The following is a 25,724-nucleotide window of genomic DNA, read 5'->3' on the forward strand; positions in this document are numbered from 1 at the left end:
TTTCGTTTTTGGTCAGGAGGCGAGGAGTTGCGCCGACTCCTCGGCGGTCAGTGGCAGAAGGGGCGGACGCAGCCGCGTCCATCCGGCATGGCCGGTCTCCTGCGCCAGCAGGGCCTTGAGGGAAGCCATCTGCGCGAACCGGGAGGCCAGCGTGCGCGTGGCGACGACGCGGGCTTGGGCGGCGTCGACCTCAGCCGCTCTCGCGGGGTCGTTGAAGTGCCGGAAGATGAACTTCAGGTCCGCGGCGACGAGGTTCGACGTCGCGGTAATGCAGCCCGCACCGCCCTTCCGCATCAACGGAAGCAGCAGAGGATCGGCCCCGGCCAGCACCGCGAAGCCGGGGAAGCGGTCCACCAGCATCGTCATGTTCGCGAGGTCGCCGGCGCTGTCCTTGATGCCGGTGAAGGTGTGGGGATAGCGGCGTAGCAGCGCCTCTATGATGCCCGGGGTGATGGGGACGGCCGACATCTGCGGGATATGGTAGAGGATGACGCGCAGGTCGGGGCTGCCGATCCGCTCCACGATCTCGGAATAGGCGGCGATCACGCCCTCCTCGCTCGGGGCCTTATAGTAGAAGGGCGGCAGCATCACGACGGTGTTCACGCCGAGGGAGAGGGCGTGCTTGGTGAGCCCGACCGTCTCCGGGACGGCGACGACGCCGGTTCCCGGCAGCAGGCGCGCGGGCTCCACGCCTCCCTGCACGGCGGCCTCAAGGATCGCCTTGCGCTCATCGGCGGAGAAGGAGTTCGCCTCCCCCGTGGTACCGAGCAGGGCGACGCCGTCGCAGCCCTGCGCGATCAGGCGCTTCGCGTGGTCCACGAAGACCGGCAGATCGGGCGACAGATCCTCTGTCAGGGGCGTGAGGGCGGCGGAGAAGACGCCGGTGGGATGGAGCGCGGTCATGCCTTCGCTCCGACCCAGGACTCGTCCACGCGGACGTATTTGATCGCCTGACGGTAGTAGGTGTAGGCCAAGTGCAGGGCGCCGTCCGGCGATTGCGTGACGGTCGGGTAGGAGAACTCCCGGTTCACCTTGTCCTTCGAATTGTTCGTCATGCAGTATCCGTCGCCCGTCTCCAGGTTGCGGCGGCGGGGCCAGGTGCGGCCGCCGTCCTCGGAGATGGCGAGGGTCATCGGCGCGCGGGGCACGCCCCAGAAGGTGCTGCGGACGCCCTCCACCGGCGCGGGCTCGGCGCGGTCGTCGCCCTCCTCGCCCTCGATGTCATCATAGAGGGAGAGGCGGCGCTCCGTCGCGTCCGCCGCGCTGCTCTCGTTCAGCACCATCGCGATGTGGCCGTTCGCCAGGCGCGCGGCCTGGATGGAGGAGTTGTTGTTCGGCAGCTCCGTCCGCTCCGGAGCCGTCCAGCTCCGGCCGAGATCGGTGGAGCGGCTGACATAGACGTTGTCGGCCCAACGGCTGCGGTAAAAGGCGACGAGGCTGCCGTCCTTCAAGTCCAGCACGCTCATGTGGACGCAGCCCTCGCTGTCCGGGACGGCGACCTCGGTCCAGGTCCTACCCTGGTCCGAGGAGATCTTCACGGCGCTGTAATCCTTGTCCCCCACCCACTTCTTGCCGGGGGTGGTCAAGCAGACCCAGATCGGCAGCAGCCAGTCGCCGTTCTCCAGCACCACCATCGGCTGGCGCATGAAGGTGCCACCATCGGCGCGGGGGCCGAACATCGTCTCGATCGGGCCCCAGCTCCCGCCGTTGTCCCGTGACTTGCGGCAGCGGACGGTGGCGGTGTCCTGGTTGCCGCTGATCTGCGCGGTCCAGATGAGCCAGAGCGTACCATCCGGCGCGGGGAAGAGCAGGGGGTTCTGCTCGGAGCGGGTCGGGTCGTCGGAAAGCTGCACCGGTGCCGTCCAGATGTCGCTGCCGCGCGCAAGGCGGGAGAACTGCACGGAGATGTCCGGCACCCCCTCCTGCGTGCCGCCGAACCAGACGCAAGCGATGTCGCCGTTCGGCAGCACCGTCAGGTTCGCCGCGTGGCTCTGCACGGTGGCATGGGGGATGAAGGTCTCGATCCGCGCGGGGTCGCCGGGGTGCGGCGCGAGCTTCCCGTTGCCGCTGAAATCGGGTGGGGGGCTGATCGCGATCGACATCAGAAGGCCGCCTCATACATGGCCAGGATCTCGTCCCGGCTCAGGTCACGGGGGTTGTTGTCCAGGAGGCGGCGGATGGCGTGGGCCTCCGTCGCCATGGTGCCGAGATCGTCGCGCGGCACGTTGAGGCGGGACAGCTGCATCTCCACGCCGAGGCGGGCGCAGAAGTCACGTGCGCCGCGCAGGACGGTGTCGGGATCGCCGGAGGCTGGCAGACCCAGCGCCTCCAAGACCAGCGCGGTCTTCCCCGGCACGGCGGGGGCATTGTGCGCGAGGGTGTGCGGGAAGATGAGCGCACAGGCGAGCCCGTGCGAGATGTGATGCCGCGTGCCGAGCGGATAGGCGACGGCATGGCCCGCCGTGGTGTTCACCGGCCCCAGGCAGAAGCCGCCATACATGGACGCCAGTGCGAGCCCGGCCCGCGCTTCACGGTCCGAGCCATCGGCGACGGCGCGCGGCAGGAAGCGGCCGACGAGGCGGATGCCCTCCAGCGCGTAGAGATCGATGATCGGGTGAGCCTTCTTGCTCGTGAAGGCCTCGGCGCAGTGGGCCATGGCGTCCACGCCGGTCGCGGCGGTGACGGCGGGCGGGACGGTCATGGTCAGGTCCGGGTCCACGACCGCCAAGTCGGCCAGCATGTGGCGGCTCTGCACCGCGAGCTTGTTCTGCGTGGCGGGATCGGTCACCAGGGCGCGGGTGCCGCCCTCGCTGCCCGTGCCGGCGGTGGTCGGGATCTGCACCAGGGCGGCGCGGCGACCGCGCACCTTCTCCGGGCCGACCACGTCGTGCAGCGTCTGCCCGCTGCCGGGCAGCACGGCGACGAGTTTCGCCAGGTCCATGGCGCTGCCACCGCCATAGCCGATGACGAGGTCGGGCTTCAGCGCCTCCGCGACGGCCAGGACCTTCTCCAGGTTCGGCAGGTCGGGCTCGGGCTTCACCTCGCCGAAGACGGTGACGTGGCCGGACAGGCCGAGCAGGTCCACGCGGCCGGCGTTGAAGGCGTCGGCCACGATCAGGACCCGCGACAGGCCGCGCTCCGCCACCCAGGGGGCGAGGGTCGAGAGGGTGCCGGCGCCGAACTCGATGCGCGGGGGGCGGAGCAGTTCGATCGGGCTGTGCAGGTCGGGCATCGGGTCGGTTCCTACAGGGAGCTGCCGCCGCAGACGGTGATCTGCTGGCCGGTGATGGCACCGCCGTCCTCGGAAAGCAGGAAGGCCACCAGGGCGGCGACCTCCTCCGGACGGATGAAGCGGCCGATGGGCGGGACGCGCGGCGGGGTGCCGGCGCGGGCGGGATCGCGCAGCATCGGGGTGTCCGTCGCGGCGGGGGCGACGACGTTCACGGTGATGCCGCGCGGTGCGACCTCCGCGGCCCAGGAGCGGGCGAGGGCGAGCATGGCCGCCTTGGTGGCGGCATACTGGCTGCGGCCTGCGGCGCCGGACGCCGTGCGGCTGCCGATCAGGACGAAGCGGCCGCCATCCGGCATTCGGGGAAGCAGGCGGTTTGCCAGCTGCTCTGCGGCCGCGACATGCAGACGCCACATCGTCGCGCCATCCGCCGCATCCAGCGCGCCCACCGGGTTGGTGCGGAGAAGCCCGGCGGCGTGGACGACGGCGTTTGGCGCCAAGCCGTCCAGCGCCGCATCCAGCGCCGCCGGGTCAGACAGGTCGGCGGGACGGTGCGTGTAGTGCCGATCGTCCAGCGCCGCGGCGCCGCGCGCGAGGCCGGTGACGTGCCAGCCCGCATGCAGCAGCCGCGCGGCGATGGCGGCGCCGATGCCGGACGTGGCGCCGGTCACGACGGCGTGGGGCCGGTCCACCGGATCAGTCCGCCGTCGCGCCGGAGCTGCGGATGACCTCGCGCCACATCGGGCGCTCCCGCGCGGCGCGTTCGGCGGTGTCGGCGGGGGAGGCCCAGATGGGACGGGCGCCGACGCGGGCGAAGCGCTCAATCGTCGCGGGGTCCTCGGCCGCGGCCTTGAAGGCGGCGGAGAGTCGGTCGGCGACCGGGGCCGGCGTCGCGGCGGGAACGACGAAGCCGCCCCAAACCGTGACGATGAAATCGGGGACGCCCGCCTCCGCCATGGTGGGCACGTTCGGGACCGTCGGCCAGCGCTCGGCACTGGTCACGGCGAGCGCCCGGAACTGCCCGGACTCGATCATCCCGCCATAGGAGGCGAGGCCGTCGATCGCGAAGTCGATGTCGCCCGACAGCAGGGCGGGCTGGATCTGCGCGGCACCGCGATAAGGGACATGTGTCGCCTCGATGCCCAGGCGGTTGAACAGCATCGCCGAGGAGAGGTGCGTCGTGGTGCCGACGCCGGTGGAGCCGTAGGTGACGCCGTTCCGCTTTCCGCGGGCGTAGGCGATGAACTCCCCCATCGTGCGCGCTTGGACCTTCGTTGGCGCGACGACGGCGATGTTCGGGAAGTCCCAGCCGAGGGCGAGAGGCTTCAGGTCGCGCTCCGTGTCATAGGGGACGGAGCGGTAGAGGAACTGGTTGATCGAGAAGTTGGAGACGGTGCCAGCGCCGACCGTATAGCCGTCCGGGGCCGCCTTCGCGACGGCGTCGATGCCGATGTTGCCGGAGGCGCCGGGCCGGTTCTCCACCACCACGGGCTGGCCGAGCGTGCCTGTCAGGTGCTCGGCGTAGAGGCGGGCGATCACGTCGGTGGCGCCGCCCGGCGGATAGGGCACGATCAGCCGGATGGGTCGGGAGGGAAAGGCGGGCTGGGCGTGGAGGGCAGCGGGAAGGGCGAGAGTTCCGAGGGCGGTCCCGAGCAGCGTGCGGCGGTTCATGGTGTTTCCTCTGTTCTCGGGCCGTCAGGCGGGGGGCAGGACTTTGCCGGGGTTCATCATCCCGGCGGGGTCCAGCAGCGATTTCAGCGCCCGCATCAGCGCGATCTCGGCGGGCGGCGTGACGCGGCCCAGGCGGGCGCGGTTGCTCTGGCCGATGCCGTGCTCCGCCGAGATCACGCCGCCGAGCTCGGCCGTCACGTCGTCCACCGCGGCGTTGATGCGGGCGGCGACAGGCGCGGCCGCCGCGGCGTCCGGGTAGCGGGCGGCGTCGAGGATGCCGAGGACGTGGATGTTGCCGTCGCCGATATGGCCGTGCATCACGACGCGCGCCTCCGGCGCGGCGTCGAGGATGCGGCGCTCCACCTCCCGCGCGAAGCGGGCCTGGTTCTCCAGTGGCACGACGCTGTCGTGGCTCACGACATAGCCCGCGCGCTTGCTCCCCTCCGAGACGGAGTGGCGGATCTTCCACAGCGCCTCGGCCTGGGCGCCGCTCTCCGCGATCACCGCATCGGCGACGAGGCCCTCCTCCAGCGCGGCACCCAGCACCTCCTCCAGCGGCGTGCGGAGGTCGGTGGCGGCGAGCGTGTCGGTCAGCTCGATCAGGAGATACCAGGGGGATTCCAGCGCGAAGGGGATCGCGACGTCGGGGACGTGCCGCGCGATCACCTCGATCTGGCCGCGGGACATGGCTTCCAGGCTGGCCAGGCGGTCGCCCACCACGCCGCGCAGGCGGGCCATCAGCTCCAGGGCCGCCTCGATCTCCGGCAGCGCCACCATCGCGAGTGCGGAGACGCGCGGGCGAGGGAAGAGCTTGAGGGAGGCCGCAGTGATGAGGCCGAGCGTGCCCTCGGACCCGATGAACATCTGCTTCAGGTCGTAGCCGCTGGCGTTCTTGCGCAGCCCGTGCAGGCGGTCCAGCACGCTGCCATCCGGCAGCACGACCTCCAGGCCCAGCACGAGTTCGCGCGTCGGGCCGTAGCGTAGCACGGCGGTGCCGCCGGCATTGGTGGCGATGTTGCCGCCGATCTGACAGCTCCCCTCTGCTCCGAGGGAGAGGGGGAAGAGGCGGTCCACCCCCGCAGCTGCCTCCTGAATCGTTTGGAGGATACAACCCGCCTCGACCGTGATGGAGTTGGCGAGCGGAGAGACCGCGCGGACACGGTTCAGGCGGTCCATCCGGATCACCACGGCCTGTCCGGAGGCGTCGGGCGTCGCGGCACCGCACATGCCGGTGTTGCCGCCCTGCGGGACGATGCTGGCGCCGTGCTCCGCGCAGAGGCGGACAGTCGCGGCGACCTCCGCAGTGTCGGCGGGCTTCACCACGGCGGCGGCCCGGCCGTGATAGCGGCCGCGCCAGTCCACGAGATAAGGCTCCTGATCCTCGTCCGGCGCGATCACGTGGCGGCGGCCGACAAGGGCAACGAGGGCGTCCAGCAGGGCAACGCCGGTGGCCCGTTCTGCGGAGCGGAGGGTGGCGGACGGGTTCTGGCCCGGCATGGCGATGTCTCCCCTCCCGCGGCATTTCCGTCAGCCGCCTTCGAGGGGTTTTTGCGCGTCTCGCGCATCCTTGTCGATAGATTTCTTCCAGAACTGGCCGATTTCCAATCTCACACCGCCGGAAATGCGCATAATGCGCAGAATTTCGTTGACTTTGCGCCAGCGCTGCCCGATTGAAGGGCGGCGACACACCGCCCAGGTGGTGCGCAGAGGACGTTCATGCCGGCCATGCGCCACTCCGTCCCGATCCGCAGATCCATCCCGTGACCTGTCGCTGGCTGATCCTTGCCGACGACCTGACCGGCGCGGCCGATTGCGGCATCGCGTTCGCGCGGAGGGGGATGGCGGCCTCAGTGGGCTGGCACGGTGCGCCGGCCCCGGCCGAGACGACGGTGCTGGCCGTGGACGCGGATAGTCGTCGCCTCTCGCCGGAAGAGGCCGGGGCACGCCACGCCGCGCTGCTGCGCGCGCACCACGTCTCCGGCACCGGCTTGGTCAAGAAGCTGGACTCCACCCTGCGGGGCCAACCGGCGGCGGAGATCGCGGCGCTGCTCGCCGTCCTGCGCGCGGCGGGGCGCCCGGCGCTCGCGGTGGTGGCCCCGGCTTTCCCGGCGACCGGGCGGACCACGCTGGACGGGCGCGTGCGGCTGAACGGCGCACCGCTGGAGCAGTCCCCGCTCTGGGCGCTCGACCATACGTATGCCGACGCGGATCTGCGGACGGTGCTGCGCTCCGCCGGGCTCTCCACGCGCCTCCTCCGCCTCGACGAATTGCGCCGTCATGCCGCAGAGGGGTTGCGAGACGCGATGGCGGCCGACGTGGACGCGATCGTCTGCGATGCGGCCGAGGCGCAGGACCTGGACGTCCTCGCGCAGGCGGGGCTGCCCTACGGGGATCGGCTGCTCTGGGTCGGTTCCGGCGGGATCGCGGCGGCGCTGGCAGGCGCCCTGCCGGAGGGACCGGCCTCACCGCTTGGCCTGCCCCTCGCACGTGGGGGCGCGATGATCGTAGTGGGCAGCGTGGCCGAAGCGTCCCGCGCCGCCGCCGCGACCCTGGAAGCGGCGGGCACACCCGTCTTCGACCTGCCGACCGCCCTGCTGCACGAACCCCTCGAGGCGGGTGCGGCCCTCGTCGCCTCCCTGGGTGCGGTCCTGGCGTCGGGGCGCGATGCGATGGTGCGGATCGCCGCCGATCCCGATCCGGACCTCTCGGCCGGCGCCGCCCTCGCCGGGGCCCTGGCCACCCTGCTGGCCCCCGCCGCGCGATCCATGGGGGCGCTCTTCGCCACGGGCGGGGAGACGGCCTGCGCGCTGCTGACCGAACTCGGCGTGCACGGCATCCAACTCATCGAGGAGGTGGAGCCGGGCGTCCCGCTCGGCATCACCCAGGGCAGGATCGCCGTGCCCGTGATGACCAAGGCCGGCGCCTTCGGCGACGCCGGCACCATCCGTCGCAGCCTGGACCGGCTGCGCGACCTGATCCGGGAGAACGCGGCATGACACAGGACAGCATGACGGGAGACGCACGGCCCATCGTGGCGATCACCATGGGCGACGCCTCCGGCATCGGCCCGGAGATCATCATGAAGGCCCTCGCGCGGGAGGATGTCTACGCGATCTGCCGCCCCCTCGTGGTGGGCGACGCCGCGCGCCTGCGGGAGGCGGGCGGCTTCGTCGGCAACGGACTGGAGGTCGCGGCGCTGCGCACGCCGGCGGAAGCGCACTTCGAGCGCGGGACGGTAGACTGCATCGACCTCGGGCTCATCCCGCCTGGCCATCCCTTCGGCAAGGTGCTGCCGCTCTCGGGCGAGGGCGCCTACCGCTACATCGAGCGCGCGACGCAGCTCGTGCAGGCCGGCGAGGCGGACGCGATCTGCACCGCGCCGCTGAGCAAGGAGGCGCTGCACGCCGCCGGCCACAAGTATCCCGGCCACACGGAACTGCTGGCGCACCTGACCGGCACGCCGGAGGTGTCCATGATGCTGGTGGCGCCGAAGCTGCGCGTCATCCACGTCACGACCCATATCGGCCTGATGGATGCGATCCGCCGGATCGAGCCCGGGCTGGTGGAGCGCGTCATTGCCCGCGGCCGCGCGACGCTGGTGAAGTCCGGCATCGCCGATCCGCGCATCGGTGTCTGCGGCATCAACCCCCATGCCGGGGAGAACGGGCTGTTCGGCCAGGGCGAGGAGGAGGAGAAGATCATCCCCGCCGTGGAGCGCTGCCGCGCCAAGGGGTGGAAGGTGGACGGCCCGCTGCCGGCAGATACGCTGTTCTTCCGCGCCGCGCGGGGCGACTTCGACCTCGTCGTCGCGATGTACCACGATCAGGGGCATGGGCCGGTGAAGGTGATGGGGCTGGAGGCCGGCGTGAACATCACGGTGGGCTTGCCGGTGATCCGGACCTCGGTGGATCACGGCACGGCCTTCGATATCGCCGGCAAGGGCATCGCCGACGAGGGATCGCTGGTGGAGGCGCTGCGCCAGGCCTCCGACCTCGCCCCGCGGCGGGAGCGGGCCGCGGCCTGATGCGGCAGCGGCGGCAACGACGGGACGCGATCCTCGCCGCCGTCGCGGCCGGCGATTCCGACGTGGACGGGCTCGCCGCGCGCTTCGGCGTCTCGGCTTCCACGATCCGCCGCGACCTGCAGGACCTCTCGACCCGTGGCGCGGTGGCCCGCACCTATGGCGGCGCGATGCTGGCCGCGCCCGCGCCGGAGAGCAGCCTCAGTGCGCGGGAGGCGGAGAACCGTGCCGCCAAGGAGGCCATCGCCGCCACCGCGCTCAGCGAGGTGGAGGAGGGCGAGACGCTCATCCTCGACGGCGGTTCCACCGTCGCCGCGCTGGGGCGGCTGCTGCGGGGACGGCGGCATCGAGTCATCACCAACAATCTCGCGCTGATCCCCGTGCTGGCGGATGCGCCCGGCATCGACCTCGTGGTACTGGGCGGCGCCCTGCGCCCGATCAGCATGGGCACGACCGGGCCCCTGGCCGAGATGACCCTTCGCCGGATGACCGCGGACCGCCTCTTCACCAGCGCCGACGGGGTCGTCGCCGGCCGCGGCCTGTGCGAGGCCACGCTCGACCAGATCTCGTTGAAGACGCTCATGACCGAGCAGGCGGCCGCCGTGTACGTGCTGGCCGACGCCTCCAAGCTCGGGCGGGCCGGGCAGCCCTTCTGGGCGCCGCTCCGCCCGGGCTGGGTGCTGGTCACGGACGCGCCGGAGCGGTCCTGCGAACGGTTCCTCGCGTCAGGTCTGCGGCTCCGGCGCGCGAGCGACGGGGCATCACAGGATTAGGGCTGGGTTCCGGCGGTCCGCCTTTCCGCTGCGTGATGAGCCGCCACGCCCTCGCAGGGCGTGGCGGGCGAGGAAGCCTCTCGGGCCTGAATGCCGGGTCAGACCCGGCCGCCGACCATTGCACTTCGCTCGCGGTTCTCGGTGCGGCGCGGCGCGTCCTGAACCGTTGTGCGCTGGCCCTGCCGGCCACCCCTGAGACGGTGGCCGGCGGCCGTGCCATGGCCCGAAGAGAAGCTGCGACGCGGCCGACGGCCAACGAGCGCGCCCGCTTGGCCCACGCCGCGTCGGCCTAAGAGGCCGCGGGCGGCATTCCTTCCTCGGACACCTGCATGAACACGGTCCCGCACATGCAGCCCAGGATCAGGGTCGCCCAGCCATAGCCGTAGTACGCAGCGGCCGCGGTGAGCACGCCGAAGATGACGATCGACACCCAGTGATACTTCAGAACGATGCTCCAGATCGCCGAGACCGGCTTCCACAACGCCTCGAACACGATGGTTCCTCCAAGGTTTTGCCCGCGACCGATCGGCGTGGGAGCGGCCACCTTGGACCTGCAAGCTTACAATCCACTGTCGGCCATCGGCGACCGCGGAACGGATCGCCGTCTTGCTCTGAATATAGTCCTAAACTGAACGGGCGAGAGAACTGCTTTGGGAGATGCCAGGGCCGGGGAGGGGTCGACCGCGCCGTTGCGCTGGTGCGGGTGAAGGCTCCCGACGGCCGGGTAATCGGCGATTCGGCCAGGCACAGATTTGGCGCATTGCCATGACGGCCGTAATCACTGCGCCCTAAGACAGGGCCGGACAGGGACAGAATGCCGATCGAGCGCGCGTTAGCCTGGATCGCTGAGCATCAGACAGGCGTGATCATCATGGTCGCGGTGATGTTCATCACCCTGTGGATCCGTCGGCGCTAGGCGCATCGCTTCGAGATCTGCCTCGCTGGAGCCAGTCCACCGGTTTCCAGGGGGCGGGCTCTTCATCTCCCGCCCTTCTGGCGGCCGCACGGGACAGGATGCGCCCAGCGCTCATTCCCGCTTTCGGCGGGGCAGCGTTCCGGCACATGTTCGCCTTCGGCCAATGCCTTCACCCCGCGACGGCATCACTGGTTATCCTCCCGGTTCACGGACGTTCGACCAACGTCCTCGGGCGACAGTGCGGCTCGGGGACCGCATAATCAGCGCCCTTGATGGCCCCCGGGGCCGCACCCAGGATGTCGGAGGGCCCTCATGTCGCAGGCTGACGAACCGACTCTCGTGCAACGAAGGGCGAGGGAGGAGGCGCGGTACGAGGCAGAGTATGAGCGGCAGCGCACGGAACTCCGACGCTTCGTGATCTCCTACCCGAAATCGGGCCGGACGTGGCACCGGATCATGGTGGGGTATTACCTCGCCCGAGAGCAGGGCCAGGATGCGAGCCGGTCCATGGACCTACCCGCGCTCTGCAAGCACGCCGGCCTTCCCGAGATCACCTACTCGCACAACGGTGCCAATTTCCTTGATGCGATCTTGCCCGAGAGCCGCGTCCTGGCTTCGGCCCGCCTGTGGGAAGACCGGGACGTGTTGCTGATCGTCCGCGAGCCGAAGGACACGCTCACCTCCGCGTTCTTCCACGCCCGACATCGGTCGAAGAGCTTTGATGGATCAATCTCCGTCTTTATCCGCGATCCGGCGACCGGGATCGACAAACTGCTCGCCGCATACGGCCGCTGGCATCGGGAGCAGCATCGGGCTGCATCCTTCACCGTGATCTCGTACGAGGCGATGCATCAACGCGCGGAGGAGGCACTGACCGTAAGCCTTCGAGCGCTGGGCGTCCCCGAACCCAACGCTGCGCGGGTGGCGGACGCTGTGGAGTTCGCCCGGTTCGACAAGATGCGGGCCTATGAGGCCGGGAACTACTTTGGCTCGGGACGCCTCCATAACGAAGGCGGGGACCCCCGGGCCGCAAAGGTGCGCTTAGGCGTCGTCGGCGGGCACCGGAGCCACCTGTCCGACGACGACATCGCCTTTCTCGAACAGCGCATCGCAGAAGCCGGTTACCCCTTCTCGGACGCAGCCTCATCCGCTGGCGGGTCGTGAGGGCCCGCCCCCCCCCCCACGCCATCCTCTAGCCGCTGGGTTGCTCGGGCAGATGTTCCGGTGCTAGGCCGCTGCACTCGTCGGACGCCGTGGAGAGGCTGGGACTTGCTGCCGCGGAAGGGCGGCTTGATGCCTGTTTCCGGGAGTGGTCTCGGGCAGCCAGCTTGGGTTCAGCCCGTTCATCCAGATGGCTGGGTTCTCGCCCACCCTCGGCCCGCGCCTGGCGTTCGCCAACACGGCCCCGATCCGGTGCCGAGCGCGGGACGCGGCTCGGGCCTCGCCCGAGAGACCCTCGGCCGGCTAGGCGGGATAAGACGTTGGGAAAACTCGAGATCCGCCGCACGCCCTTGCGCCGCTCGACAACTGAAACGGCATGGCACTCGGGGCACGGAACTCGGGGATCGCTGGCGGACAGGGTGGGATTCGAACCCACGATACGCTTTTGACGTATACGCACTTTCCAGGCGCGCGCCTTCGACCGCTCGGCCACCTGTCCCGCGGCGGCGGGGTATAGGGGGCCAGCGGGACGAGGGCAAGACGCCCCGGTCAATCGATCCGCGCACGCCCGGTTACCGCCCGCACCGCTTCCTCGAACCCCCCCAGGTCATGCCAGCGACGGGCCGCCGGGACGTCCCGGACCACCAGCACGCCGCCCGCGGCGCGGATGCCGCCATCCACCATCAGGTTGTCGTGCAGCCCGAAAGCCTCGAGGTGCAGTCCCTCCGGGTCTTCCCACCCCTCGGCATCCGCGCGCGGCCGGGCGGAACCGCCCAGGAAGGCGAGGGTCCGCTCCGTAAACGCCGCTGCGGCATTGGCATAGCCGGCGATCGGCCGTCCGAGCCCGCGCATCAGTCCCAACTCATACACTGTGCCCGCGTCGGCGGAGGGCCCACGGAAGGGCGTCAGGTTGGCCACTAGCGCGTCGCAGGACCGGATATGCGCTTCGTTGCGGAGGTAGATGTCGAGCCACCGCTCCGCCACGCCATCGGCGTCCGGGCACTCCACAGGATCGAGGGGAAACACGCCGACCGCCCCGTGCCGGGCACAGATCGCCCGCTTGGCATCGGCAAGATCGAGGGCATCGGGCAGGAAGACCTCCGGCCCTGCAAGGTAGATCCGCATGACGCCTCCCTAGCACAGGCGCCCGGTTCTGCCCCGGGTGGGGCAGGGGGCTAGCCGCCCCGGCGGGCCGCCACGCTCTCCGGCGTCACGCGCGGCATGTCGAAGCGGTCGGTCGTCCGGGCATACCAGCCCGAGCCGTGCATCCGCCCGATCAGCCCGAGCTTCGGCGTGTCCACGTAGAGCCGCTTCGCATCCAGCATGCACTCGTCATCGATGTGCACCGCCACCACCCGCCCGAGCACGAGATTGTGCCCGCCCAGCGGCACCACCTGGTGCAGCACGCATTCCATCGCCACCGGACTCTCGGCGATGCGCGGCACCCGGATCTTGGCGGACGGCGACTTGGTCAGTCCGGCTTGGTCCAGTTCGTCGATGCCCGGCGGGAAGTCGGCGCCTGTGACATTCATGGCCTCCGCCGTCGCCTCGTTCACGAGGCAGACGGTGAACTCTCCGGTCGCCTGGATGTTCACCATCGTGTCCTTACGGTCCTCGCCCTCCTCCCCGCCGACGCCCCGCAGCCCCACCCCGATCCCGAGGATCACCGGGTCGGAGGCGAGGACGTTGAAGAACGAGAAGGGCGCCGCGTTCGCCACGCCATTCGCGTCCAGCGTGACGATCCAGGCGATGGGCCGCGGCACCACGCTGGCGACCACCAGCTTGTAACGATCCTTCTTCGGCATCGCCTCGAAGTCGAACAGCATCGGAGGGGCTCCTACGCAACGCGGTGGGGCGGCGGCGCGCCCTTCAGCAGAACCGCGTCGAGGTTGTCGAGGCAGCGGAACCCCATCGCGTCGCGCGTCTCCAACGTGGCGCTGCCGAGGTGGGGCAGCAGGGTGACGTTCGGGGCGGAATAATAGCCCTCGAAGATCTTTGGCTCCCCCGTGAACACGTCCAGCCCCGCCGCGCGCAGGTGCCCCGACTCCAGCGCGGCGCAGAGCGCGGCATCGTCCACCGTCGTCCCGCGCCCGGTGTTTACCACGATGGCCCCGCGCGGCAGCTTCGCGATCCGGGCCGCGTCCAACCAGTTCTTCGTCGCGGCGCCGCCGGGGATGTGCATGGACAGCACGTCGCAGGCCGCCAGAAAGGCGTCGTCATCCCCGTGGAAGACGGCCCCCGCCTCCTCGGCTGGGGAAAGGCGCGTCCGGTTGCGGTAGTGGACCACCATCCCCATCCCGCGCGCCATCTTCGCCAGCTCCTGCCCGATTCTTCCCATACCGAGGATGCCGAGCCGCTTGCCCTCCAGTGTCACGCCCATGAGCTGGGTCGGCGCCCAGCCCGTCCATTCCCTCGCGCGCAACAGCCGCTCCGCCTCCCCGGCGCGGCGGGCGCACATGAGGACCAGCATCATCGCGATCTCGGCCGTCGCCACGCTCAGCACGTCGGGCGTGTTCGTCACGGGGATGCCGCGCGCCTTCGCCGCGTCGAGCGCGATGTGGTCCGTGCCGACGGAGAAGGTCGCGATGATCTTCACGCTGTCCGGCAGCTTGCCGATCGTCGCCGCGTCCAGCCCATCCCCGGCGGCGCAGAGGATGCCGTCGCACCCCTCGGCACCGGCCAGGATCGCGGCGGATTCCAGCGTCCGGTCCGGCCCCTCCGGCCGGCGGATGGCGTAGTCCCGGGCGGCGCGCGCCTCCACCGCCTCGGGCAGGGCACGGGTCTGGAGCAGGGTCGGCTTGGGCATGGCGGCGGAGATTGGACCGGCCGCCGCCGCTTGCCAAACGGGCCGCCAGGGTTGCCAGACGGTAAGGCCCGGTCCAGCTTCCGGGCCGTCATTCAGGACTGAGGGAACAGGGCATGGATCTCGGGCTGCGGGGCCGGCGCGCGCTGGTGATGGGCGCGTCCAAGGGCATCGGCCGCGCCATCGCGGAGAGCCTGGCGGCGGAGGGCGTCGCCCTCGCGATCTCCGGCCGCGAGGCCGCGCGCCTCGCGCCCGTGACCGAGGCGCTGCGCGGCCTCGGCGCCCCCGCGGCCCACGCCTTCTCCGCGGACGTGGCGAACGGCGCCGACATGGACGCGCTGGCGGACGGCGCGGTGAAGGCGCTCGGCGGCGTCGACATCCTCGTCCTGAACCATGGCGGCCCGCCGGCCGGCACCGCGCTGGACGTGACGGAGGAGCTGCTGGAGACTTGGTTCCGGCGCATCGCCCTCTCCCCCATCCGCATCGCCAACCGCCTGCTGCCGGGGATGCGGGAGCGGAAGTGGGGCCGCATCCTGGCCGTGGGCAGCACGGGCATGGTGCAGCCACTGCCGAACCTCGCCCTGTCGAACATCCTGCGCGCCAACATCGTCGGCTGGGCCAAGACCCTGTCCGAGGAGGTGGGCCCGGACGGCATCACCGTGAACATCATGGCGCCCGGCGCCATCATGACGGACCGCAGCGTGGAACTCGCCACCGCCGCCGGCAGCAAGACCGGCAAGACGCCGGAGCAAGTGATCGCCGAGCGCGAGAAGACCATCCCGCTCCGCCGCTACGGCCGGCCGGAGGAGTTCGGCCGCACCGCCGCCTTCCTCGCCTCCGATGCCGGCTCCTACATCTCCGGCAGCATCATCCGGATCGACGGCGGGATCGTGAAGGGCTTCTGATGCCAGCCACTGCGCGGCTCGCCGCCGATATCGGCGGCACCTTCACCGACCTGGCGCTGGAGCGCGACGACGGGCAGGGCGGCCAGGACCGCTGGACCGCCAAGGTCCTGACCACCCCCGCCGCGCCGGAGAAGGGCGTGCTGGAGGGCATCCGCGCGGTGCTCGCCAAGGCCGGCCTGTCGCCGGCCGACGTCGCCATCTTCATCCACGGCACGACGCTGGCGACCAACGCCGTCATCGAGCGCAAGGGTGCGAAGACCGCGCTGCTGACCACCGAGGGGTTCCGGGACGTCCTCGCCCTCGGCAATGAGAGCCGCTACGACCAGTACGACCTGAACATCACCCTGCCGCAGCCTCTCGTTCCCCGCCGCCTGCGCCTGCCGGTGCCGGAGCGGCTGGACAATGAGGGGAAGGTGCTCCTCCCGCTCGACGAGGCCGCGGTGCGCGACGCCGTCGCCTTCATGCGGGCGGAGGGGGTGCAGAGCCTCGCGATCGGCTTCCTGCACGCCTTCGTCAACCCGGCCCATGAACACCGCGCCGCCGAGATCGTGCGGGAGATGTGGCCGGATCTGCCCGTCTCCCTCTCCTCCGAGGTGAGTCCGGAGATGCGGGAGTGGGAGCGCTTCTCCACCACCGCGGCCAACGCCTATGTCCAACCGCTGATGGCCAGCTACCTGCATCGCTTGCGGGACGGGCTGGCGGCGGCGGGCTTTTCCTGCCCCTTCTTCATGATGCTCTCCGGCGGCGGCCTCACCACGGTCGAGACCGCGGCCCGTTTCCCTATCCGCCTGGTCGAGAGCGGCCCGGCCGGCGGCGCCATCTTCTCCGCCCACGTCGCGCGGCAGAAGGGCTGGGAACGCGTGCTCTCCTTCGACATGGGCGGCACCACGGCGAAGGTCTGCCTGATCGACGACTTCACGCCTCAGACCGCCCGCACCTTCGAGGTCGCCCGCATCGGCCGCTTCAAGAAGGGCTCCGGCCTGCCGCTCCGCATTCCCGTGATCGAGATGGTGGAGATCGGCGCCGGGGGCGGCTCCATCGCCAGCGTGGACGCGCTTGGCCGCATCCAGGTCGGGCCGGAAAGCGCGGGGGCCGACCCCGGCCCCGCCTGCTACGGCCGCGGCGGAACCAAGCCTGCCGTCACGGACGCCAACCTCCTTCTCGGCCGCTACGACGCCGCCAGCTTCGCCGGCGGCAGCATGTCCCTGAGGCCTGATGCCTCGGCAACCGCCATGAAAGCCACCCTCGGCAGCCTCGGCCTGGAACCGCCGATGGCCGCGCTCGGCGTGGTCGAGGTGGTGGACGAGAACATGGCCAACGCTGCCCGCGTCCACGCAATCGAGAGCGGCAAGGGCTATGACGGCCGCGCCGTGATCGCCTTCGGCGGCGGCGGCCCCGTCCACGGCTACCGCGTCGCCGAGAAGATCGGCGTGACACGCCTGCTGGTCCCCTCGGGCGCCGGCGTCGGCAGTGCCATCGGCTTTCTCCGCGCGCCCGTGGGCTACGAGGTCGTCCGCAGCCTCTACCAGCGCTTCCGCACCTTCGACCGGGATGCGGTGAACGCGCTCCTGGCCGAGATGTCGACGGAGGCGCGCCGCACTGTGGAGAAGGGCTCCTTCGGCGCCCCGCTCGCCGAGCGTCGGATCGCCTACATGCGCTATGTCGGCCAGGGCCACGAGATCGCGGTCGAATTGCCGGTGCGGACGCTGGAGGCGGCCGACGTGGACGCCGTCCGCGCCGCCTACGACACCGCCTATGCCGGCTTCTACGACCGCCCCGTGCCGGGCAGCGACGTGGAAATCCTCTCCTTCGCCGTGACGGTGGCGACGGAGACCGCGGCCGCGGAGCCCGTCGCGGAGGTCTCCCCCGCCCCGCCGCCCCAGCCCATCCGCCATCAGCCCGTGCGCGACACCGCTCGCGGGGAGGTCTTGGACTGGCCAGTCTATGATCGCGACGCCATGTCCCCCGGCGCCGCCATCCCCGGCCCGGCCATCGTGGCAGAGGCGGAGACGAGCACCCTCGTCGGACCGGGCTGGACCTGCCGGATGGACGGCCTTGGCTACCTGGAGCTGACGCGCGGAGTCGCCGCATGACGCAGGAGCAGCCCGCCTTCCTCCGGATCTGGCGCGGCCGCGTCCCCCGCGCGCGTGCCGATGAATACGAGTCCTACTGGCTCGCCCACTCCATCGAGCCGCTGCTGAAAAAGGGTGCCCTGGGCGTCCAGTGCGCCCGCGAGGACCGGGACAGCGAGAGCGAATTTGTCACGCTCTCCTATTGGCGCAGCGTCGAGGACATGACGGGCGGCGGGGGCGGCGACCCCACGGAGGTCCATCCCCTGGACCGGGACCCCGAATTCCTGATCGAGCTGCCGAAGAAGGTTCAGATCCTCCGCCTGCTAAGGGTGGACGGCTTCACGGGATCGCCCGCATGACCGATGGACCGCCCCCTGGCGACGCTCTCGCCACCATCCAGCGCAACATCCAGTGGAACCGCCTGATCGCAGTGGTGGAGGAGCAGGCGCAGATCATGATCCGCACCGCCTTCTCCACCACGGTGCGGGAGGCGGGCGATCTGTCCGCCGGCATCTTCGACCTGCAGGGCCGGATGCTCGCCCAGGCCGTGACCGGCACGCCGGGGCACGTGAACTCCATGGCCGAGAGCGTCGGGCATTTCCTCGCGAAGTTCCCGGCCCACGGCATGAAGCCGGGCGACCACTACATCACCAACGACCCCTGGCTCGGCACCGGCCACCTGCATGATCTGACCGTCGTCACGCCGGCTTTCCGAAACGGCCGGATCGTCGGCCTCTTCGCCAACACCGCCCACGTCATCGATGTCGGCGGCCTCGGCATGGGGCCGGAGGGCCGATCGGTGTTCGAGGAAGGCCTCTACATCCCCATCGTGAAGTGCTTCGACGGGGGCGTGGCCAACGAGACCTTCTTCGACATCCTGCGCGCCGGCACGCGCACGCCCGCGGAGCTGGAAGGCGACGTCTACTCCCTCTGCGCCTGCAACGATGCCGGCGTGCGCCGGCTGGTGGAGATGCTGGACGAGTTCGGGATAGACAGCCTGGACCCCCTGGCGTCCTACATCTTCGACTCCTCGCTCCGCGCCACCCTGGTCGAGATCGCGAAGCTTCCCCGCGGCGAGTTCAGCGGGCAGATCCGCTCCGATGGCTATGAATCCCCGGTGACCCTGAAGGCGCGGATGACCATCGGGGCCGAGGACATCACGGTGGACTTCGCCGGCACCTCCGCCCTCTCGGGCCGCGGGATCAACGTCCCCGCCGCCTATTGCCGTGCCTATTCCTGCTTCGGCATCAAGGTCGTCGTCGCGCCGGAGGTCCCGAACAACTGGGCCTCCCTGCTGCCCTTCCGGATGAAGATCCCGGAGGGCTGCATCCTCAACGCGCCGCGCCCCTATCCCGTCTCGGTCCGCCACATCGTCGGACAGTTGCTGCCGGACCTGATGATGGGCTGCCTGCACCAGGCCGTGCCGGACCGCGTCGCGGCGGAGGGCTCCTCCTGCCTCTGGAATCCTCCGCTCCGTGGAGGCGGGCAGGTCAGCGGCGCGGAGGCGGAACTGCCCGATTTCGAGGTGATCACCTTCAACTCCGGTGGCACCGGCGCCCGCCGGGAGCAGGACGGGCTCGACGGCACCGCCTTCCCCTCCGGCGTCCGCACCATGCCGGTGGAGGCGACCGAGAACGTCGCCCCCGTTATTTTCTGGAAGAAGGAACTCCGCCCCGATTCCGGCGGCCCTGGCCGCACCCGAGGCGGCTTCGGCCAGATCATGGAGATCGGCACGAAGGGCGACGCGGAATTCGCCATCAACGCGATCTTCGACCGCGTGGCGAATCCGCCCCATGGCCGCGATGGCGGCGGCGACGGCGCGGCGGGCTGGGTCGGCTACACCGATGGCAGCACCATCCGCACCAAGGGCTTCCAGGTTGTGCCGAAGGGCAAGCGCCTCCGGCTCCTCCTTCCGGGTGGTGGCGGCATGGGCAGTCCGGCCGAGCGCGACCCGGACCTGCTCGCCCGGGACGTGGCGGATGGCCTGGTGAGCGAGGCCGCGGCCCGCGACCTCTACGGATCGCGCCGCTGACCCGGCCCCACATCTACGTGGACGGCGACGCCTGTCCCGTCCGCGACGAGGTGTTCCGGGTGGCTGCCCGTCTCGACCTCGACGTGACTGTCGTCTCGAATGGCGCCCGCGGCGTGCGCCTGCCGGACAAACCGCGCATCCGCGGTGTCATCGTGGCGGAAGGCGCGGACGCCGCGGACGACTGGATCGCGAACACCATCCAGCCCGGCGATGTCTGCGTCACCGCCGACATCCCGCTCGCCTCTCGCTGTCTCGCCGCCCGTGCCGCGGCCGTGGCGCCGAGCGGCAAGGTCTGGGACAGCACGAACATCGGAAGCGCCCTCGCGGGCCGCGAAATCGCCCGCCACATGCGGGAGGTCACGGGCGGCCAGACCCGCCACGCCGGCTTCACCGCCGCGGATCGCTCGCGCTTCCTGCAATCGCTGGACGCGGTCCTGCAGCAGGCCCTTCGCGGTCCGCAATCCGCGCCGCGCCCGATGCCGGATTTCTTCTCATAGCGCCTTCGGCGAAGGGCGGGGACGCGCGATGCGTTCCCCTTCAGGCAGAGATGGCCCCCGTCCCAATCCGCCAGATGGAGGACGGCGTGACCCGCGCTTGCGGGTGGAACCAGGGGCTGTCCTGGATGTGCGACGCCGTGACGTAGAGCACCCCATCCGGCCCCTGCGAAAAGGTGTCGGGCCAGCGCATCCGCGGATCCTGCGCCAGCACGACGAGGGGCGCGCCCGGCGCGGTCGCGACCTCGATGGCGCTCGTCTCCGGATTCGTGACGTAGAGCCTGTTGGCCGCGTCCAGCCACAGCCCGTCCGCCACATGCGTCTGCCCGATCCGCTCCACCTGCACGCCCAGCCGGTCCGGTGGCAGGCTGGCGTCCCGCAGCGCGGCCGTCGGCACCCGGTAAAGCGTCCGCCCGGTCAGCGCCTGCCAGTAGAGCTGCGTCCCCACGGCCGAGATGGCGATCCCGTCCGCCGCAGACTGCATCGCGCGCCCGTTGGGCCGTCGCAGCTCCCGCCCGTCCGATTTCGGCACCACCTCCGGCTCGAACTGGGTGGAAGGGTGGCCGTCCAGCGCGCGCCGCGCCGCGCCCGTCGCGGTATCGACCACCAGGATGGCCCCGCGCGCGCCGCTGTCCGTGATGAACGCCGTGCCCCCGTCCGGATCGAACCGGACATCGTTGAGATAGCTTCCCTGCGGCGCGACCGCCGGACCGAGCGCGATCACCTGCGCAACGCTGTTGCTGCGCAGATCAATCCGAACAAGCTTCGGCCCGCCCGGCACCGGGCCCGCCATGTTCGGCGCGGCCGCGTCCAGGACCCAGAGGTTGTCCTGGGGGTCCATTACCACGCTCTGAACGCAGACGAAGCGGCTGCCGGGCTCGGATGGCCGGTTGTTGCGCCAGCTGTTCCAGCGATCGTCCGGGTAAGCGCGCAGGGCGCCATCCGGAAGGAGCTCGGCGACTGAGACGGGCACATCGACGGTCCAGCGCGGCAGGCAGACGAAGGTTCGATTGGCAGCGGAGACAGTGATCCCGGTCACCTGACGGTCAGGGAAGCTCGCCACCAATTCGAGTTGCGTCCCGCGCGAGAAGTCCGGTGCCGGTGGCTTGAAGCCTGTGCCCGGCGCGCGGCCAGGCGTCTGCGCCTCGATGGGGACGCAGGCCGCGAGGCCGGCGCTTACGCACAGAAACGCCCGGCGTCCCGGCACCTGCACCTCCCAGGTTCCGTCTGAATAAACGCCCTATCTCGCCATCTAGTTTCGAGCGTGCAAAACAAGATCTCAACGTGATCCGATTTCTCAAAATTTATATGCCTTATTCATTCCCCAACGGCGCCAGCGTACAAAGTGACCCGACCTTTTGCCGGTATCGCGCTGCCATCGGCTGCCCAACCAGCGAGGGTTGCTCGGACGCCTGGATCACACGCCCTGGCCGGCCCATGATCGCCGGCGACTTGCTCCAAGAGGACAGCGCATGACGCTCCGCTGCGATACCATCATTCGCGACGCCACGCTCTTCGATGGCACCGGCGCCGCCCGGCGCGTGGGCGACATCGGCCTGCGCGGCGACCGGATCGTGGGGGTGGGCGACCTGGGCGGCGCGACCGCGGACCGGGAGGTGATCGCGACCGGCAAGGCCGTCGCCCCCGGCTTCATCGACAGCCACACCCATGACGACCGGGCCGTTCTCTGCGGTCCGGAATGCACCACCTGCAAGACGAGCCAGGGCGTGACGACGGTGGTGGTCGGCAATTGCGGCGTCAGCCTCGCGCCTTATCGCAACACCAGCGCCCGCCCCATCCCGCCGCTCGACCTGCTGGGCGACGAGGCCTGGTGGACCTTCGACAGCTTCGGCGACTACGCCCACGCGCTGAAGACCAGGGGCTCGGAGGTGAACACCTACGCCTTCGTCGGCCACCAAACCCTGCGCGCCCGCACCATGGAGGGCGACGTCTACCGACAGGCGAAGGACGGGGAAATCGCGCGGATGCACGACCTGGTCCGCCAGTCGATGGGGGAGGGAGCCTCCGGCTTCTCGACCGGCCTCTACTACCCTCCCAACGCGCAGGCGACGACCGAGGAGGTGATCGCCGTCGCCGAGGCCATCCGTCCCTTCGGCGGCCTCTACTGCACCCACATGCGGGACGAGGCGGATCGCATCCTCGCCTCGATCGAGGAAACGGCGAAGATCGGCAAGCGCGTGGGCGTGCAGGTGCACATCTCCCACCACAAATGCTCCATGCCCGAGAATTACGGCCGCTCCACCCAGACACTGCCGCTCATCAGCGAATATGCCCGCACGCAGGAGGTGGCCTACGATGTCTATCCTTATCCCGCAGGCTCCACCGTGCTGATGCCGGACAAGCTGCGGGACGACGTGGAGGTGATGATCACCTGGTCCGTCCCGCACCCGGAGATGGCCGGGAAATACCTGAAGGACGTGGCCCGCGGCTGGAACACCGACATCCGGCAGGCCGCCTCCCGCCTCCTCCCCGCCGGCCAGATCACGTTCCAGATGGACGAGGAGGACGTGCGCCGGATCATGGCCCACCCGCTCTCCGTCATCGGATCGGACGGCATCCCGCACGACGCCCACCCGCACCCCCGCCTCTGGGGGACCTTTCCCCGGGTGCTGGGCCACTACGTCCGCGACGTGAAGCTCTTCTCCCTGGAAACGGCAGTTCACAAGATGACGGGACGCGCGGCGGCGATCTTCGGCATGGTGGACCGCGGCGTCCTGCGGGAGGGCGCCTATGCCGACCTCGTCCTCTTCGATCCGCACACCGTGCGCGACCGCGCCACCTTCGAAGACCCGAAGCAGCTCTCCGAGGGTATCGAGGAGGTCTGGTGCAACGGCATCCCGACCTTCGCCGTCGCCAAGGGCGCGACGGGCGAGAAGCCGGGTCGCCTGGTGACGCGCAACCGCTGACCGGTGGCGGTCCCGTCTCCGCCTTGCGCGGCAGCCTGATAAAGACAGAAGAGTGGAGATCCGGGGGAGAGAATACCTTCTCTCCACCGGGGGCCGACGGCGCCCCTGCCGATCAGTTCAGCGGAATCTGCCCGTCGCCGAGCACGGCGCGGTAGCGGCCGATCTCCAGCGCGATGAAGTCGCGGAACTCCGCCCCGTTCCGCGCCGCGATCACCGAGCCCCCGGACTCCGCCACCCGCACCAGCGCCGGCCGGGCCCGGTCCATGGCCGCCGTCAGGCTGGCCACGATCTCCGCCGGTAGCCCGGGCGGTCCGAAGACCCCGACCCAGCTCATCGCGTCAATCTCGCCGTAGCCGAGTTCCTGCAAGGTCGGCAGCTCGGGGAAGCGGCCGATGCGCTCCAGCGTCCCGGCCGCCAGTGGCCGCAGCTTCCCGTCCGCGATCTGCGGCGCCACGGCGCTGACGCCGTCGATGGTCATCGCGACGCGTCCGGCGATCAGGTCCGCCATGGCCGGCGCGCTGCCGCGATAGGGGACGTGGGTCAGCTCGATGCCCGCCCCCTTGGCGAAGGTCTCGCAGGCCACGTGATGCACGGACCCGATGCCGGAGGACGCATAGGTCACCGACCCCGGACGCGCCTTCGCGGCCGCGACGATGTCGGCCGCGCTGCGGAAGGGGGAATCGGCCGGGACCACCAGCATGTGCGGGTGCACCGCCACCTCTGAGATGGGTGTCAGGTCCCGCAGCGGGTCGTAGGGCAGGTCCCTGAACAGGGCCGCCGCTACCGCGTTCGGCGTGGAATGCCCGAAGAGCAGCGTGTACCCATCCGCCGGCGCCCGCGCGACGGCCGTGGTCGCGATGGTGCCGGATGCGCCGGAGCGGTTCTCGATGACGAAGCTCTGACCCAGCTGTGCGGAAAGCTGCTCCGCCACCGCGCGTGCCATGATGTCGGTGAAGCCGCCGGGCGCGAAGCCGATCAGCATCCGCACCGGCCGCTGCGGCCACGCGCCGGCGCCGGTTCCCTGGGCCCGCGCCGAACCCACCCCCAGCAGCGCCATCGCGCCGCCCAACACACCACGCCTGAACATCACGGCTTCCCCTGCACGGCGGCGCGCCGCCGCCAAACCCAGAGCCGCGTGACCGCGCATCCCACCCGAAACGCGGCGGACCCTATGCTCGGGGCCGGTGCGGGACAAGGACCGGAGCGCGCATCAGCCCATCCGGAACCGCAGGCCGTAGGCGCTGAGTGTCCCGGGCAGCGGCCGGTGCGGCCCGATCCCCGCAGGCCGTTCGAGCGTGAAGGCCCCCTCCCGCATCAGGGACGCCACTGTCGCGCTGGACAGCATCAACGCGAGATTCCGCCCTGGGCACTCCGCCGGCCCGTCGCTGAAGGGCACGAAGCCCATCTCTTCCGGCCGTCCCTTCAGCCAGGTTTCCGGCGAGAACCGATCCGCCTGCGCCAGCCGCTCCCCGTCGCGATGGAAGAAGGGAGAGAAGATAATGACACCCGTGCCAGCCGCCATCCTGCCGTTCGCCCAGTCAACCGGCGTCGCGACCTGCCGCAGCAGGACCGGCGTCGTCGGCCAGAGCCGCAGGGTGTCGAGCACGCAGGCCCGGATGTAAGGCAGCGCCTTCAACCCTGTGCCCGGACCCGCCGCGGCGATGTCCGCCCGCGCCTGTTCCGCTTCCGCGGGATGCGTCGCCAGCATCGCGAGGGTGCGGAAGGTCGCGCGTGCCGGTCCGTCATAGGCGAAGAGCCATTGTGGCACCTGCCCCGCCGGATCGGTCCCCGGCGCCGCAGCCGTGGAGGCCATCACCGCCGCCAGGCTCCCCGGCTCCGCTCGGTCGAGCTGCGCCCGCAGCCGGGTCATGAACCGCGCGCGAACGCGGTCACGCCTCGGGTGCAGGAAGGCCCAGTTCGCGTCCGCCCGCAGCCGCGCCAGCAGGTCGGTCAGTTCGTGATCCTCGCGTGCGCCATCGCCGAAGGTCACGCGGCGCGCCATGCGCCACCAGGTCACGGCGAAGTCGGACCAGCGCAACGTGCCTCGCTGCCGAGCCGCGAAGGCAAGCCCGGCGCATTCCTCCTCCACGACCGAAAGGAATCGCTCGGCCAGCCGGTGAGCGGGACAGGGCGTGTCGAGCACCGCCTCGTTGAAGGGCCGCCGATGCGCCCGTTCCCGGCTGTCGGAGATGAGCACCCCGTGCGGCTCGAAATGCGACAGGGAGGATCGCTTCTCGTCGCTGGCCGTCGCGAAGGGCTCCGGCGATTCCCGCAGCACGCGCGTCGCGTGCTCCGGCGAGAGGACCACCGCATAAGGATGCAGCGGAACGGGCAGCAGCACCGGCCCCGGCCCGTAGCGTCGCCGCAGCCGCTGCATCGTCCGCACCGCGCCCCGGTCCAGCCCGAGCCGCTCCGCCGCCGCGACCATCGGTGGCCGGCGCAGGATCACGCCCTTGCCGATCAGCGGCATCACCACGGCGGAGAGAAAAAGCATCGTGTCCGGAAGGCTCGCGCGCGGCAGCGTCGAGCGCGCGGCGTCGATCGTCGTCATGGCCCCTCCGCCCGTCCTGCGAGGTGCGAGCGCGTGACGGCCGGCGAGGTTGCCGATGCCATCACCCCTTCATGCGAGCAAAATCATGAGCTTGAGCAGCGGTCGCGACCTCCGTGGGGCCGCTCTCCTTCCTCCCCCTGCGCCGCGGCGGTATGACCGCTGGACGAGG

General features: G+C 70.6%; 24 protein-coding genes and 1 tRNA gene. 10 read left to right on the forward strand and 15 right to left on the reverse strand.

Going from position 1 to position 25,724, the window contains the following annotated elements; translation table 11 throughout:
- Positions 1-12: 12 nt before the first annotated feature.
- Genes ACP6CK_RS01715 through ACP6CK_RS01745 form a run of 7 tightly spaced genes read right to left on the reverse strand, consistent with a single transcriptional unit; the run spans position 13 to position 6,634 of the window.
- Complete coding sequence (locus ACP6CK_RS01715; RefSeq protein ID WP_426957047.1) at positions 13-903, reverse strand: dihydrodipicolinate synthase family protein; 891 nt, start codon at positions 901-903, stop codon at positions 13-15.
- Positions 900-2,102 carry a sialidase family protein gene (locus tag ACP6CK_RS01720; RefSeq protein ID WP_426957048.1) on the reverse strand — a complete coding sequence of 401 codons (1,203 nt, stop codon included), beginning with the start codon at positions 2,100-2,102 and terminating at the stop codon, positions 900-902. Before ACP6CK_RS01720 ends, ACP6CK_RS01715 begins: the two co-directional genes overlap by 4 nt.
- Positions 2,102-3,232 (reverse strand): iron-containing alcohol dehydrogenase, encoded by a 1,131-nt coding sequence (locus ACP6CK_RS01725; protein WP_426957049.1) that lies wholly within the window; start codon positions 3,230-3,232, stop codon positions 2,102-2,104. Before ACP6CK_RS01725 ends, ACP6CK_RS01720 begins: the two co-directional genes overlap by 1 nt.
- Positions 3,233-3,243: 11 nt before the next feature.
- Entirely contained in the window at positions 3,244-3,921 is a 678-nt protein-coding gene (locus ACP6CK_RS01730; RefSeq protein WP_426957050.1) for an SDR family NAD(P)-dependent oxidoreductase, read from the reverse strand.
- A 4-nt stretch (positions 3,922-3,925) separates the two neighbouring features.
- Positions 3,926-4,900, reverse strand: coding sequence for a Bug family tripartite tricarboxylate transporter substrate binding protein (locus ACP6CK_RS01735; protein ID WP_426957051.1), 975 nt, complete (start codon positions 4,898-4,900; stop codon positions 3,926-3,928).
- Positions 4,901-4,924: 24 nt separating this feature from the next.
- Positions 4,925-6,397 carry an FAD-binding oxidoreductase gene (locus ACP6CK_RS01740; protein WP_426957052.1) on the reverse strand — a complete coding sequence of 491 codons (1,473 nt, stop codon included), beginning with the start codon at positions 6,395-6,397 and terminating at the stop codon, positions 4,925-4,927.
- Between the two features lie 30 nt (positions 6,398-6,427).
- Positions 6,428-6,634 carry a hypothetical protein gene (locus tag ACP6CK_RS01745; RefSeq protein WP_426957053.1) on the reverse strand — a complete coding sequence of 69 codons (207 nt, stop codon included), beginning with the start codon at positions 6,632-6,634 and terminating at the stop codon, positions 6,428-6,430.
- 26 nt (positions 6,635-6,660) lie between these two features.
- On the opposite strand from ACP6CK_RS01745, the gene ACP6CK_RS01750 reads away from it, so the two are divergent.
- The 3 genes from ACP6CK_RS01750 to ACP6CK_RS01760 are packed head-to-tail and all read left to right on the forward strand — an operon-like array spanning position 6,661 to position 9,694.
- Positions 6,661-7,896: a four-carbon acid sugar kinase family protein gene (locus ACP6CK_RS01750; RefSeq protein WP_426957054.1), complete on the forward strand. Its 1,236-nt coding sequence runs from the start codon at positions 6,661-6,663 to the stop codon at positions 7,894-7,896.
- Entirely contained in the window at positions 7,893-8,924 is a 1,032-nt protein-coding gene (gene pdxA / locus ACP6CK_RS01755; RefSeq protein WP_426957055.1) for a 4-hydroxythreonine-4-phosphate dehydrogenase PdxA, read from the forward strand. The genes ACP6CK_RS01750 and pdxA overlap by 4 nt, the downstream gene beginning before the upstream one ends.
- Positions 8,924-9,694 (forward strand): DeoR/GlpR family DNA-binding transcription regulator, encoded by a 771-nt coding sequence (locus ACP6CK_RS01760; protein WP_426957056.1) that lies wholly within the window; start codon positions 8,924-8,926, stop codon positions 9,692-9,694. The genes pdxA and ACP6CK_RS01760 overlap by 1 nt, the downstream gene beginning before the upstream one ends.
- 289 nt (positions 9,695-9,983) lie before the next feature.
- On the opposite strand, the gene ACP6CK_RS01765 is transcribed toward ACP6CK_RS01760, so the two are convergent.
- On the reverse strand, positions 9,984-10,187 hold the full coding sequence (locus ACP6CK_RS01765) for a hypothetical protein (RefSeq protein WP_426957057.1): 204 nt from the start codon (positions 10,185-10,187) through the stop codon (positions 9,984-9,986).
- 735 nt (positions 10,188-10,922) lie between these two features.
- Here ACP6CK_RS01765 and ACP6CK_RS01770 point away from each other — a divergent pair.
- Positions 10,923-11,774 (forward strand): sulfotransferase domain-containing protein, encoded by an 852-nt coding sequence (locus ACP6CK_RS01770; protein WP_426957058.1) that lies wholly within the window; start codon positions 10,923-10,925, stop codon positions 11,772-11,774.
- A 405-nt stretch (positions 11,775-12,179) separates the two neighbouring features.
- Here ACP6CK_RS01770 and ACP6CK_RS01775 read toward each other — a convergent pair.
- The 4 genes from ACP6CK_RS01775 to ACP6CK_RS01790 form a co-directional block, all read right to left on the reverse strand.
- Positions 12,180-12,270, reverse strand: a tRNA-Ser gene (locus ACP6CK_RS01775).
- A 50-nt stretch (positions 12,271-12,320) separates the two neighbouring features.
- Positions 12,321-12,896 carry a nucleoside 2-deoxyribosyltransferase gene (locus ACP6CK_RS01780; RefSeq protein WP_426957059.1) on the reverse strand — a complete coding sequence of 192 codons (576 nt, stop codon included), beginning with the start codon at positions 12,894-12,896 and terminating at the stop codon, positions 12,321-12,323.
- Between the two features lie 50 nt (positions 12,897-12,946).
- On the reverse strand, positions 12,947-13,597 hold the full coding sequence (locus ACP6CK_RS01785; protein WP_426957060.1) for a flavin reductase family protein: 651 nt from the start codon (positions 13,595-13,597) through the stop codon (positions 12,947-12,949).
- Between the two features lie 11 nt (positions 13,598-13,608).
- The gene (locus tag ACP6CK_RS01790; protein WP_426957061.1) at positions 13,609-14,577 is read right to left on the reverse strand and encodes a 2-hydroxyacid dehydrogenase; all 969 of its coding nucleotides are present in this window, start codon (positions 14,575-14,577) and stop codon (positions 13,609-13,611) included.
- 113 nt (positions 14,578-14,690) lie between these two features.
- On the opposite strand from ACP6CK_RS01790, the gene ACP6CK_RS01795 reads away from it, so the two are divergent.
- Genes ACP6CK_RS01795 through ACP6CK_RS01815 form a run of 5 tightly spaced genes read left to right on the forward strand, consistent with a single transcriptional unit; the run spans position 14,691 to position 20,080 of the window.
- Positions 14,691-15,479 (forward strand): SDR family oxidoreductase, encoded by a 789-nt coding sequence (locus ACP6CK_RS01795; protein ID WP_426957062.1) that lies wholly within the window; start codon positions 14,691-14,693, stop codon positions 15,477-15,479.
- Positions 15,479-17,572, forward strand: a complete 2,094-nt coding sequence (locus tag ACP6CK_RS01800; RefSeq protein ID WP_426957063.1) for a hydantoinase/oxoprolinase family protein — start codon at positions 15,479-15,481, stop codon at positions 17,570-17,572. The genes ACP6CK_RS01795 and ACP6CK_RS01800 overlap by 1 nt, the downstream gene beginning before the upstream one ends.
- Positions 17,569-17,910 carry an antibiotic biosynthesis monooxygenase family protein gene (locus ACP6CK_RS01805; RefSeq protein WP_426957064.1) on the forward strand — a complete coding sequence of 114 codons (342 nt, stop codon included), beginning with the start codon at positions 17,569-17,571 and terminating at the stop codon, positions 17,908-17,910. Before ACP6CK_RS01800 ends, ACP6CK_RS01805 begins: the two co-directional genes overlap by 4 nt.
- Positions 17,907-19,583, forward strand: coding sequence for a hydantoinase B/oxoprolinase family protein (locus ACP6CK_RS01810; RefSeq protein ID WP_426957065.1), 1,677 nt, complete (start codon positions 17,907-17,909; stop codon positions 19,581-19,583). The genes ACP6CK_RS01805 and ACP6CK_RS01810 overlap by 4 nt, the downstream gene beginning before the upstream one ends.
- A gap of 17 nt (positions 19,584-19,600) precedes the next feature.
- Positions 19,601-20,080: a YaiI/YqxD family protein gene (locus tag ACP6CK_RS01815; RefSeq protein ID WP_426957066.1), complete on the forward strand. Its 480-nt coding sequence runs from the start codon at positions 19,601-19,603 to the stop codon at positions 20,078-20,080.
- Between the two features lie 40 nt (positions 20,081-20,120).
- Here ACP6CK_RS01815 and ACP6CK_RS01820 read toward each other — a convergent pair whose 3' ends face one another.
- Positions 20,121-21,116, reverse strand: coding sequence for an SMP-30/gluconolactonase/LRE family protein (locus ACP6CK_RS01820; protein ID WP_426957067.1), 996 nt, complete (start codon positions 21,114-21,116; stop codon positions 20,121-20,123).
- 433 nt (positions 21,117-21,549) lie between these two features.
- Between ACP6CK_RS01820 and ACP6CK_RS01825 the strand changes: the two genes are divergently transcribed.
- On the forward strand, positions 21,550-23,004 hold the full coding sequence (locus ACP6CK_RS01825) for an N-acyl-D-amino-acid deacylase family protein (RefSeq protein ID WP_426957068.1): 1,455 nt from the start codon (positions 21,550-21,552) through the stop codon (positions 23,002-23,004).
- A gap of 112 nt (positions 23,005-23,116) precedes the next feature.
- Here ACP6CK_RS01825 and ACP6CK_RS01830 read toward each other — a convergent pair whose 3' ends face one another.
- Together ACP6CK_RS01830 and ACP6CK_RS01835 are read right to left on the reverse strand one after the other, a co-directional pair.
- A complete protein-coding gene (locus ACP6CK_RS01830) occupies positions 23,117-24,091 on the reverse strand; it encodes a Bug family tripartite tricarboxylate transporter substrate binding protein (RefSeq protein WP_426957069.1) in 975 nt (324 codons plus the stop codon).
- Between the two features lie 123 nt (positions 24,092-24,214).
- A complete protein-coding gene (locus ACP6CK_RS01835; protein ID WP_426957070.1) occupies positions 24,215-25,555 on the reverse strand; it encodes a cytochrome P450 in 1,341 nt (446 codons plus the stop codon).
- Between the last annotated feature and the right edge of the window lie 169 nt (positions 25,556-25,724).

It is taken from the genome of Muricoccus radiodurans (assembly GCF_050154705.1).
Classification (GTDB): Bacteria; Pseudomonadota; Alphaproteobacteria; order Acetobacterales; family Acetobacteraceae; genus Roseomonas; species Roseomonas radiodurans.